At 32.7% G+C, this 12,234-nt stretch carries 11 protein-coding genes, 1 other RNA gene and 1 pseudogene; 11 read left to right on the top strand and 2 right to left on the bottom strand.

Annotated elements, in window-relative coordinates; all coding sequences use genetic code 11:
• Positions 1–614: 614 nt before the first annotated feature.
• The 11 genes and pseudogenes from rpmH to KFE69_14005 all read left to right on the top strand — a co-directional run bounded on the left by rpmH (position 615) and on the right by KFE69_14005 (position 10,298).
• The gene (gene rpmH / locus KFE69_14055; protein ID UTW42570.1) at positions 615–749 is read left to right on the top strand and encodes a 50S ribosomal protein L34; all 135 of its coding nucleotides are present in this window, start codon (positions 615–617) and stop codon (positions 747–749) included.
• Positions 739–1,077 carry a ribonuclease P protein component gene (rnpA, locus tag KFE69_14050; GenBank protein ID UTW42569.1) on the top strand — a complete coding sequence of 113 codons (339 nt, stop codon included), beginning with the start codon at positions 739–741 and terminating at the stop codon, positions 1,075–1,077. Before rpmH ends, rnpA begins: the two co-directional genes overlap by 11 nt.
• Positions 1,035–1,313, top strand: a complete 279-nt coding sequence (gene yidD, locus KFE69_14045) for a membrane protein insertion efficiency factor YidD (GenBank protein ID UTW42568.1) — start codon at positions 1,035–1,037, stop codon at positions 1,311–1,313. The genes rnpA and yidD overlap by 43 nt, the downstream gene beginning before the upstream one ends.
• The gene (gene yidC / locus KFE69_14040) at positions 1,310–3,022 is read left to right on the top strand and encodes a membrane protein insertase YidC (protein ID UTW42567.1); all 1,713 of its coding nucleotides are present in this window, start codon (positions 1,310–1,312) and stop codon (positions 3,020–3,022) included. The genes yidD and yidC overlap by 4 nt, the downstream gene beginning before the upstream one ends.
• Before the next feature lie 162 nt (positions 3,023–3,184).
• On the top strand, positions 3,185–4,693 hold the full coding sequence (locus tag KFE69_14035; GenBank protein UTW42566.1) for a carboxypeptidase M32: 1,509 nt from the start codon (positions 3,185–3,187) through the stop codon (positions 4,691–4,693).
• Between the two features lie 50 nt (positions 4,694–4,743).
• Positions 4,744–5,089: RNase P RNA component class A (gene rnpB, locus KFE69_14030), an RNA gene on the top strand.
• 312 nt (positions 5,090–5,401) lie between these two features.
• The gene (locus KFE69_14025; GenBank protein UTW42565.1) at positions 5,402–5,923 is read left to right on the top strand and encodes a GNAT family N-acetyltransferase; all 522 of its coding nucleotides are present in this window, start codon (positions 5,402–5,404) and stop codon (positions 5,921–5,923) included.
• Positions 5,924–6,038: 115 nt separating this feature from the next.
• Positions 6,039–6,444: pseudogene (locus KFE69_14020) on the top strand (VOC family protein).
• Positions 6,445–6,537: 93 nt separating this feature from the next.
• The gene (locus KFE69_14015) at positions 6,538–7,929 is read left to right on the top strand and encodes a hypothetical protein (GenBank protein UTW42564.1); all 1,392 of its coding nucleotides are present in this window, start codon (positions 6,538–6,540) and stop codon (positions 7,927–7,929) included.
• A 354-nt stretch (positions 7,930–8,283) separates the two neighbouring features.
• Positions 8,284–8,949: a TrkA family potassium uptake protein gene (locus KFE69_14010; protein UTW42563.1), complete on the top strand. Its 666-nt coding sequence runs from the start codon at positions 8,284–8,286 to the stop codon at positions 8,947–8,949.
• Positions 8,949–10,298: a TrkH family potassium uptake protein gene (locus tag KFE69_14005; GenBank protein ID UTW42562.1), complete on the top strand. Its 1,350-nt coding sequence runs from the start codon at positions 8,949–8,951 to the stop codon at positions 10,296–10,298. Before KFE69_14010 ends, KFE69_14005 begins: the two co-directional genes overlap by 1 nt.
• A 20-nt stretch (positions 10,299–10,318) precedes the next feature.
• Here KFE69_14005 and pstS read toward each other — a convergent pair whose 3' ends face one another.
• Together pstS and pstB are read right to left on the bottom strand one after the other, a co-directional pair.
• Positions 10,319–11,413: a phosphate ABC transporter substrate-binding protein PstS gene (pstS, locus tag KFE69_14000; GenBank protein UTW42561.1), complete on the bottom strand. Its 1,095-nt coding sequence runs from the start codon at positions 11,411–11,413 to the stop codon at positions 10,319–10,321.
• A 15-nt stretch (positions 11,414–11,428) separates the two neighbouring features.
• Positions 11,429–12,223 (bottom strand): phosphate ABC transporter ATP-binding protein, encoded by a 795-nt coding sequence (pstB, locus tag KFE69_13995; protein UTW42560.1) that lies wholly within the window; start codon positions 12,221–12,223, stop codon positions 11,429–11,431.
• Between the last annotated feature and the right edge of the window lie 11 nt (positions 12,224–12,234).

Here is a 12,234-nt window from a genome sequence, read left to right as displayed (position 1 = left end):
TTAAAAACACCATAAAATTCAATTAATTAAACTAAACGATTGGTTATAATATACCAATCTCTCTTTCTATCTACTGCCAATTATAGCAATCTTAGAATTAGCTTCAACAAAATTTATTAATACCTGTGGATAACTCTGTTAATAACTCTGTTAGTTGACTGTGAATTAGGTTGTGGATAACTCTGTTAATAATCTTTGTATATACCCTGTGGATTCTTTGTGATTAAAAATTTCAATAACAAGTTATCCAAAGTTATCCTCATAATTCCACAAGAGGATACATAGTTTACCAACAAGGTTATCAACAGCCTTAATATTTGATTTATGTAGTGAAATAAGAACTATCCACAGAGTTTTCTACCCCCTATAATAACAAAAACTATAAAATAAATAATATTAATTAATAAAGATTAGGGTTTATAAATAAATAGATAAACTATCCACAAAATAAAATCTTTAGAATTTTATACACAAAAGATAACAACTAAATTCTATTGTTGATTACAAGAAAAAGGTTGACGCTTAAATTTGATTTATCTAAAATGCATCCACTGACTGCTTTATATCGTTATCGATTTGAATATTAATACACAAGCTTAAGAAGGTTTATAAAAATGAAACGTACATTTCAACCAAGTAACCTAAAACGAAAAAGAAACCATGGCTTTAGAGCCCGTATGTCTACTAAAGGTGGTCGTAAGATTATTAATCGTAGACGTGCTAAAGGTCGTCATAAACTTGCTGCCTAAACTACATCGTTTTAGTAAAAAAGATTATTCAATTGTTTTTAATTCAAGTAATACAAAGCGTGTCTCTACACGCTTTTTTACTTTGTTATTAACAAAAGATAATACCTTATTAATGCCAAAACTTGGTGTTGTTTTGGCTAAGAAAAAGCAAAAAAAAGCTGTTGAACGTAATTACACAAAGCGAATTATTCAGGCTATTTTTTACAATTATAGACGACAATTAAACTCCTATCGTTTATTAGTTATCTCTAATCGACATATTAAGGATGCCAAGCGAGTGGACTTATGGGAAGATTTAGAAAAATTATTCAAAAAAGTCGATTACTAACTCGCAAGGTGATAATTATTCCTATAATTATTTATCGTTATACAATAAGTCCAGTTTTAGGACCACGTTGTCGTTTTTATCCTAGTTGTTCACGTTATTCAATCGATGCCATTGTTCGCTTTGGTATCTTATATGGGCTTTTCCTTAGTATTAAACGTCTGTTAAAATGTCATCCTTGCCACCAAGGTGGCTTTGATCCAGTTCCTGAAATCAAACAAGAAGGTTCTAACAAATGAAACCAAACAATATACGATTAGCGTTATTAATAGCCATTTTTATGGTATTTATGATTTTTTATAGTAAATATTATCAACGGTTTCATCCACAGGATAATGTAAGTCAAACTGAAGTTGCTCAAGTAGATAAAACAAATAACAATAATTCAAAAATTCCAATTCAAGCAATCCCTAAATCACCTATAAATCTTAAGGAAGATCAAAAAAATACTTTAGTAAATAATAAAGTGGATGGACACTTTAAACCGATCCATATTAAAACAGATGTATTAGATTTAGAAATAAAACCATTAAATGCAACGATTGTTAATGCCAGTTTATTAAAATATCCAACTTCAATTGAAAATAAAAAACCATTAAGTATATTGACGAATCAAAATAATATTGATTATATTTCACAGTCAGCTGTAGCGACTTCAACTAAGCAAAAAAATCTTTATTTCAAATCAGAAAAACGAAACTATCAAATGGGTAGTGCAAATGAATTATCGGTAACGTTAGTTGCTAATAATGGTCAACTTGAAGTAACTAAAGTCTATTCATTTAAACGCGGTAGCTATGATATTTCTGTAAAAACAATCGTTAAAAATATATCCAATCATTCTCTTAGTGCACGAACTTATAACTTTTTAAGTCGTAAAGAGCCTCAAAGTAGTGGTGGACTTTTAAATGTACATTCTTATGCAACTTATATTGGCGCTGTTTTATCTTCCATTTCGGATAAATACCAGAAAGAATCATTTAGTAATATTGCGAAGTCACCTGTAAACATTACAACAACAGGTGGTTGGGCAGCGATGGTAGAGCATTACTTCTTAACCGCATGGATTCCACAAGGTTCAGGCGAGAATGTACTCTATACACAAGAGAATAAACAAGATAAAGCCTATATTGCAGGTATTATTCAACCGCAGTTTGAACTTGCACCATCTCAAGCACAATCCCAAACAGCCAATTTATACATTGGTCCTGCAATAAAAGATCAACTTGAGGCTGCTGCTCCTAATTTATCCTATACGATCGACTACGGGCTTTTATGGTTTATTTCTGTTATTGTTTTTTGGGCTATGGCACATATTCATGAAGTTGTCGGTAACTGGGGTGTGTCAATTATTTTAGTAACCTTATTAATTAAGATCTTATTTTATCCATTATCAGCTAAAAGTTTTCGCTCAATGGCTAAAATGCGCATGCTTCAACCGAAGATTAAGCAATTAAAAGAACGCCTTGGTGATGATAGACAGAAAATGTCACAAGCAATGATGGAGCTTTATCGACGTGAAAAAGTAAATCCACTTGGAGGCTGCTTACCTATTTTAATTCAAATTCCAGTATTTATTGCGCTTTATTGGGTATTACTTGAATCAGTTCAATTACGTCAAGCACCGTTTGTCTTTTGGATTCAAGATTTATCGGTTAAAGATCCTTACTATGTGTTACCTGTATTGATGGGGCTATCTATGTTGGTCCAACAAAAAATTAACCCAGCGCCACCAGATCCAGTTCAAGCAAAAGTAATGATGTTTTTACCCGTTATTTTTACCGTTATGTTTGCAAGCTTTCCGGCAGGACTTGTTCTTTATTGGTTAACTAATAATATACTAACAATTGTGCAACAGTCATGGGTTAATTATCGTATTGCTAAGGATCCTAAGTTTGAAAATTTAAAAAAAATAAAATCAAATCCTAAGAAGACTAAAAGCAAATAAGTTTTTTATTTTTTGTCATGACAAAATTTTTATTTGTACCTTAAACTTTCAATTATAAAAATAAATCAGTAAAAATTATCTATATATCTATATAAAGGAATGGTTTTTTAGTCAAATATTCTATATATATGGTTATATATCAATGCAATTAAGGATTTTATTATGTCAACCGATAACTATTTAGCACTTGAAAATCATACGAAAACCATTCGCCACTTAGAAAATGCTAGTCATATATTAGGCTGGGATGAGCAAACAATGATGCCTGTTGGTGCAAGTGATAGTCGAAATCAAACATTAGCAGCATTATCACAGTTAATACATCAAAAGCTAAATTCGAATGATTTAAAATCAATGGTTGATTCAGTGGATGTGACTAAACTGGATAATTGGCAACAAGCCAATATGAAGTGGATAAAAAAACGCTTAACTGATGCAAGTATTATTCCAGAAAAACTTGTAACTGAATTAACATTAAATCAGAAGCAGTCTGAACAAGCTTGGCGTAAATTAAGGGCTGAAAATAATTATCATGACTTTATCCCTTATTTAGAAAAAACGGTTAATAGCGTTAAAGAAATAGCTAAGATAAAAGCACAATACTATAATTGTTCTAGTTATGATGCCTTATTAGATGATTATTCACCAGGTATTACAACAAGCCAAATTGATCCTATTTTTTCACAATTAAAAGCATTTTTACCGGATGCAATTAAGCAAATAATTAATTATCAAAGCCAGTTTAAACCAATTGGATTTAAGCAAAAATTCCCACTTAATCAACAAAAAGAATTATCTCATAGACTCATGAATATGATTGGTTTTGATTTTAATCATGGTCGCCTTGATACAGCAGTACATCCTTTTTGTGGTGGTATTAAAGGCGATGTCCGTATTACGACACGTTATAATGAAGATGAATTTATTTCGTCATTAATGGCAGTTTGCCATGAAACAGGTCATGCGATGTATGAATTACAACTGCCACAAAAATGGCAATATCAACCGGTTGGCGATGCATTGGGAATGACGGTTCATGAAAGTCAGTCATTATTAGTCGAGATGCATGCCTGTCGTAGTATGGAGTTTATCTCAATCTTATCTGATATCGTTAAAGAGACCTTTAATTATCATGATGAATCATTCTCAAAAGAAAATCTCTATCGTCATTATACAGAAGTTAAAGCAGGCTTGATTCGAGTTGATGCAGATGAAGTAACCTATCCATTACATGTAATTTTGCGTTATGAGTTAGAAAAAGCATTGATTAATGATGAAATAGCGGTTAATGACTTAGTGCATTTATGGGATGAGAAAATGCAAAGCTATTTATCGCGTGATACAAAAGGTAATTATAAAGATGGCATTATGCAAGATGTTCACTGGCCTGCAGGATTATTTGGTTATTTTCCGGCCTATGCATTAGGTTCAATGCTTGCAGCTCAATTCTATCAAGCAGCACTAAAAGCTAAACCTGAGATTCCAGCTGCAATAGCTAAAGGAGACTTTAGAGTATTGATGCAGTGGCTTAAGGAAAACGTTCATTCAAAAGCATCATCATTAAGCTTTGATGAGCTTGTTTTATCTGCAACGAATAAAGTATTTGAAGCTGATGATTATATTAATCATATTAAATCTCGTTATCTTTCAGAGGTAACTACTTATGCTTAATGGATTGGTAATTTGCTTTTTATCGAACCATTAGGATATAATGTTATTGAAAAGTCGGTCAGGCAATCGCTGTTAGTTTTAAGCTAATAGAGGAAAGTCCGGGCTCCACAGGGTGAAGTGCCAGGTAACGCCTGGGAAGTGTGAACTTACGGAAAGTGCCACAGAAAGTAAACCGCCTAGTTTACTAGGTAAGGGTGAAAGGGTGCGGTAAGAGCGCACCGCGTTGATGGTAACATCAATGGCAGGGTAAACCCCACTTGGAGCAAGACCAAATAGGATCGCTTTAAGGTATGACCCATACTGCGATCGGGTAGGTTGCTGGAGCTAGACTGGTGACAGATAGCCAAGATGAATGATTGTCCGCGACAGAACCCGGCTTATCGACCGACTTTTTATAAAAGCATTATTTATCCAAATAATTAAAATGAATAGCTTAAAAATCAATTTTCAATGTTATTGATATTTTTACCATGGACAATATCTCACAAAGGAAAGTGAATTTTTCTATATACTGATTTGACCGTACATGTGAGAATAATACTTGCAACCCCCTAGGAAAGAGCGAGGAATTCTTTAAAGGATTAAGAATACAATCAACAAGGATGTTGATCGCTCTTACCATATTTCGGCAAGATTATATTGGTGTTTTTTTAAATAGTCACCCCTGTTATAGCAAATTTTTTCAATTATTAAGGTAACTTTTAATCTGTGAATGAAATTAACTTTAGAAAAGCAGAAATAGCAGATATTGATGATATTACTAGAATTCATATTGAAAGTGCAAAGTATGCATATAAAGGATTTATCTCTAAAAACAATTTGAATCAGATTTATAAAAAAAGTGATAAAAAGTTATTATGGCATAACATGTTAAATAGCAAGTTAGTTAATATTATTGTTGCCGAGTATCATAATTTAGTTGTTGGTTTTATTTGTTTTGATAAGTTTATTGGTGATCAAGTTATTGATGCTGTGGAAATTAAGACAATTTATATCGATCCTAATTATATAGGTTATGGAGTTGGCTCAAAACTTATCAATAAGGTAATTTGTGATAGTAGATTAAATAAGATTAAGAAAGTCTACTTATGGGTATTGTTAAAAAATGCTCTAGCAATTGATTTTTACACTAGAAAAGAGTTTATAAAAACCAAGGATAAAAGAATATGTATTGACTTACCAAACTTGAATCTTGCAGAAATTAAACTTATTAAAAAGTTAAATAATTAGGTTTGGTTTTTTAACGATTATCTTATTGAAAATAAATATTACAAAAATATTTGACCTTAAGTTAACTTGAGGTTTTATGATTTAAATGTTAATTAAATCGTTTAGGAGAATAACTATGCATTTAGAGCATATAAACCTTGTTGTTAGTGACTTAGAGAAAACATTATTATTTTATCAAGCCGCATTGGGCTATTCGCTCACAAGGTGAGTCAAATTGGTATCAATATAAACGAAAATGGTTACATTTTGGTGATCAGTATCAGTATATAGCATTTAGTGATCATGGTGTTGGTAATAACCGAGACTTAACATCAAATCAAATAGGCTTAGCTCATTTTGCCTATGTGACTTATAATATTGAAGCATTAGAGAGTCGTCTTAAAGCTGTTGGTTTTAGTTGCTCTATTCCAACTAAATCAGATGGTGTTAGAAAAAATATTTATTATATCGATCCTAATGGATTTGAAATTGAGTTTGTTCAATATAATAGTGATTTACCGCTTGAAAGAAATAGTGATTAAATAAATTAATACAATTACATGACTCTCTATATTTTATCAATAAACTACAATTTAGTTATGATTTATTGTTTGAAAATAAGCTTGGGGTAGTTCATGAAAAAATTGAATGTAAAAACAATCCACAGATTATTGGTTGCATTATGCTGTTATTGTCTGTGGATGATTCTTTGTAGTAGTTTATCTTATGCAAATACAAATGATAAGATTTATGCACATGAATATAGTGATGCTATTTTAAATGGGGTAAGTGTTGGCGATGTTTATACTTTTAATGGCAAAAATACGACAGCTTATGGACCAAGTTATGCTGATATTGTAACTACCCCTTCTAATTTTCTTCAATGTATGCCACCTGTAGGAAGAAAGTTTTCATATGCATTATGTTATTATTCAGGCCCAGATGATCCAACGGGTACTAACCCAGATAATCCACCACTACCCTGTAAATTATCAGATGATGGTGTTTATGCAAATTGTTCGTGTTATGAAATATCTACCAATATTATCTCACCTAAAATACCTTATTTAGTTGATATTAATGCAATATCAAATTTAACTATTTATAAAGAAACTGTAGAAGCTTGCGGTAAAAATGGTGAAAAATGTGCTAGTGGTGATATTACTGCACCTGTGTGTGAAGCCATTAATACCAATTTATTAGTACCTGGCGCTGATTTAATTTCTGTATTTTCACCGATTTATACACAAGATTATATCAATCAAGATACAGGTGATCCTATCACATCTTGCACAGGTAATGATGCAGGAGTTTATGCTGGTTGTATGACAGCACCTTGTTATCGAACAGGTGAAAAAGATGTTAATGGAAATAATATCGTTGAATGTAAATGTCCTATTTTTAATGGACCTTATCAAATAGGCCAAGCTGATCAAAACTGTAATGCAAATAAAGTGGTTTCTAGTAATATTACTACAGCAAGTGATTATTCATTGTTAAATTTAAAAAGTAATAATGTATGGTCAGCAGCTTATAATGTATCTGAGAGTAATCATCAAGAATGTATACCTGATTTTCCTACAGATAAAGGTTGTGGACTTTATAATTCTGAGAGTAATTATGAAGAGATAATTAACCCTAAAGGTAAGCTTTGTCAGAATGTTTGTTCAGCCTATGGTAATAATCTAACATCGAATGGCACACAAGTTGCTTATTCATGTGATGCAACGATGTGTACAACTGTTGGTATTGGCCAAGAGCATAATCCACTTTTTCCACCTGCAAAGCATACGCAAATGACATTATTAAGTCAGTCTTGTTCAACAATTGAAGATGTCAGTACACTACAGCAGATTATGTTAGTTGAAACGTTAGCGCAATGTAGTTGTTGTGCAAGTCAAGTCTGTCAATGTGATAATATCAACTCATTAACGAATCAAATGATTTCAAATTTAAATCAACAACAAAGACAAGCTGGTATACGACCACAATGTGATATTAATCAAACCTTATGTGGTGGTGGTTAAATTAACATGTGGTGTAAAAGTGAATGAAAATTATATAATTATGATTTTATTTTTTATAAACCCCAAATGTTTTAACTTTAGTATTACGGTGTGGTTTTTCTATTGTTTGATGAAATGCATAGTCACAGAGTAATAATCGTTCTCCTGTTAAAGTTGCCATCTAATTTATAATTTCCTTTTTGCATTAGGGTAAGCTTTAATTATCGCTACTTAAATGCTTTTGGTAATTAAATTTTATGTAGTAGTTAGTGATATTGATCAATAACTATTTATATAATATTTTCTTTAACCGCCAAAATAAAAAGTTTAAACTAACAATGATTTGTAATTATCTATCATATGGAACAGTTCTTTATGAAACCAAAAAAGAAAAAGAATTTTGTTATTATCGGTCTTGGTCGCTTTGGCGGTACAGTTGCTCAAGCACTGGCTAAGATGGGCGATGATATTTTAGGTATTGACACCGATGAAAGATTAGCGCGTCAATTTGCCAATGAAATCTCTCATGTTGTTATTGCCGATGCTAAAGATAAAATCGCCTTACAAGAAGCGGGAGTTAAAAACTATGATGTGGCTGTAATTGCAATTGGTGATGATTTAGAAGCAAATATTCTTGCTACGATGAATGTTAAATATCTTGGCGTTGATACCATTTGGGTAAAAGCTCAATCAGATACACATCAAAGGATTCTATCGCGACTGGGTGTTGATAGAATTATTCATCCAGAGCGTGATATGGGCTTACAAATTGCAGAAGCATTACATACATCTTATGCCTTTGATTATATTAACCTTGGTAATCGACGTTATTTAGTTAGTTATGTTATCAGAGCTGAAGTCAAAGAAGTCACACTATCAAAACTTACGAAATATGAGGGTAAAGACTTCTCAATCGTTGGTTTGATGCGTGAAAAAGATTTTATTGCTTTTAAGGATATGTCAGTTGATCTTCAAGAAGGGGATCGCTTACTTATAATTGGTTCAAAAGATGAATTAAATAAACTCAGCGAGTTATTTTAATGCCTGTAAGAACATTACTTTCAAGAAAAAAAGCCCATACAGTGCTATTACCACCACCAGCGATTCTAATGATTATGTATGCTACCTGCATTATCCTAGGATCATTTTTTTTAATGTTACCCATTGCATCAAATGAACCTACTAGTTGGTATGATGCCTTATTTACAGCAGTATCTGCGGTTACTGTAACAGGCTTAGCCGTAGTAGATACGGGCAGTCATTTTACTGTGTTTGGGCAAATTATTATTGCAATTTTAATCCAACTTGGGGGCTTGGGATTGATGACATTTGCAGTTTTAATCTTAACCGCATTGGGTATGCGTATTCCAATACGTAAACAAATCTTACTAAAAGAAGACCTTAATCATACCAATTTAGGTAGTTTGGTTCGCTTGGTTTGGGTTATTTTAAAAGTGGTCATTATTCTTGAATTGTTAGGAGCAGCTTTGCTAGCCTTTCATTTTGTTCCTGAATTTGGCTGGTTAGAAGGCATATGGCAGTCAATTTTTCATTCTATTTCAGCTTTGAATAATGCTGGGTTTTCATTATTTCCCGATAGCCTATCGCGTTGGGTTGGTGATCCTTTAGTTAATATTGTAATACCAGCACTATTTATCATTGGTGGTCTTGGTTATTCAGTATTAACGGATATTAATGAAAAAAGACGCTGGAGAACATTAACCTTACACTCTAAATTAATGCTCTTAGGCTCATTACTTTTGATACTTTGGGGTATGGTTGCTTTTATGATGTTGGAATGGTCTAACCCTAAGACATTAGGTGCGCTTGATAGTAATTCTGCCCGCATTTGGGCATCTTGGTTTCAGTCGGTAACAACAAGAACAGCAGGCTTTAATACAGTTGATATAGGGTCACTGTATAATAGTACATCGTTAATGATGATGCCTTTGATGTTTATCGGTGGCGGTAGTACCTCAACTGCAGGTGGAATAAAGGTAACTACATTTATACTATTAATGCTCTCTGTGATTGCATTTTTAAAACGCCAAGATCATATCTCTGTTTTTCATCGTAGCCTAAGTATGGAGCAAATGTTAAAAGTATTAGCATTAGTCTCTATTAGTCTTTTAATTACAATCACAGGCTTATTTATTATTACAATTACGAATCATGAATCATTTATTGATTTAGCTTTTGAAGTTTTTTCAGCTTTTGGCACCGTTGGATTATCGCGTGGTGTAACAGCTAATTTAGATAATCTTGGACGCTTTGTCCTTATTGCTATTATGTTTTTAGGTAGAGTTGGGCCTTTGGCATTAGGCTTCTTTTTAGCAACCAAAAGTACACCAAGAGTACGATATCCTGCTGGTAAGGTATTTCTTGGATAAATTAAACAAACAGTTGACCTTTAATTATGACTACCTAAACGTTCTTGCCAATACGTTTTAATATTTTTTACCGTTGTTTCAGGAATACCTATATAATCTAATTTAGCAGCGATATCACGACCTTTTTCATCATATGCCCAGCTTAAAAATGCAAGAATTGTTTGATTGGTTTCTTTCGAATTATTTGTTGGTAATAAAATAAAGGTTGAAGCATCAATTGGCCAACTATTATTACCTGGTTGATCAGTTAATAAAACATGATAGTCATTTTTACTTGACCAATTAGCATACTCAGCAGATGCTCGGAAGCTTGATAAAGTAGGTGCAATTGCTTTGCCATTTTTATTAATGAGTTTAACCGTATTCATATGATTTTCTTTGGCATAGGCATACTCGACATAACCGATGCTATTAGGTAGTTGCATTACTTGAGCTGCAACACCTGCATTACCTTTTGCGCCAATTGTAGTAGCTGGCCAAGTTAAAGTTGTATTAACACCAACATTTTTCTGCCAAGTTGGACTTACCTTAGCTAGATAATTAGCAAAATTATAAGTTGTACCCGAGCCATCTGCTCTACGAACTGGAATAATTAAATTATGTGCAAGTTTTAATTTTGGATTGAGTTGCGTAATTTTGGGATCATCCCAATAACGTATTTTACCCATGTAAATATCAGCTAATACTGTGCCACTTAAAGTTAGCTGATTCATAGAGACGCCCTTTATATTTATAACAGGAACAATACCACCAACAATCATTGGAAATTGAATAAGCTTATATTTTTTGAGTGTTTCAGAGTCTAGCGGTTGATCTGATGCTGCAAAATCAACGGTACGTTGGAATATTTGGCGTTGTCCACCGCCTGAGCCAATGGGTTGATAATTAATTTGTACATTGGTTCTTTGATAATAGTTATTTGACCAGCGTGACATGACAGGGTAAATAAAGCTTGAACCAGCACCCATAATTTTCATATTTGAACTCGATGTCGTACTACCATCGGATGATTGGTTTGAGTCAGAACAGGCACTTAACGTTAGAATAGTGCTTGTAGCTACAAGGCTAAATAATAACACTTTAAGCTTTTTTCTATATTGCTTGCTGTTTAACATCACTAAGACTCCTTATCAGTCATTTTGAATATAATGTTGGGTTAACGGATCTTGTGGGTTATTAAATAAATTTTCCGTTGTATTTTGTTCAATAATTTGTCCCTCTGACATAAAGATAGTCGAACTGGATAATCTTTGTGCCTGTTTTAAATTGTGGGTAACAATAATAATTGTATATTGCTTGCTGAGTTTTTTTAACAGTGTTTCAATCTTTTGAGTTGAGATAGGGTCAAGGGCTGAGGTTGGTTCATCAAGTAATAATATTTCTGGTTTAATTGCAAGCGTTCTTGCAATACATAAGCGTTGTTGCTGACCACCTGATAATGAGGTTCCTGGAGTATGTAATTTATCTTTAACTTCATCCCAAATGGCTGCATCTCTTAGCGCTTGCTCGACACGATCTGATAGCTGGTCTTTTTTTAAATTTTCATGAATTTTAACTGCAAAAGCAATATTATCAAAAATACTCATTGGAAAGGGGGTGGGCTTTTGAAAAACCATTGAGATTTTTTTTCTCAGCATATTAACATCGATAGAGTCAGAGAGAATATTAACGCCATCGATTAAAATTTCACCGGTTGCATGTTGACCTGGGTATAAATCATAAATACGGTTAAATGTTCTTAAAAGTGTTGATTTCCCAGAGCCTGAGGGGCCAATTAATGCTGTAATCTCACCCTTATTAAAAGAAGTATTAATACGAGAGAGTGTTGCATACTTACCATAGAAAAAATGTAAGTTTTTTACTTCAAAATATGCATTTGTGTTATCTGAAGTTTCTTGTTCATTTAATTGATTATCATTAGACATAATAAGCCTCT

This window comes from bacterium SCSIO 12844 (assembly GCA_024397935.1).
In the GTDB taxonomy this organism is placed as follows: Bacteria; Pseudomonadota; Gammaproteobacteria; order Francisellales; family Francisellaceae; genus M0027.
Note: the sequence above shows the minus strand (reverse complement) of the source record. Positions and strands in the feature narration are given on the sequence as shown.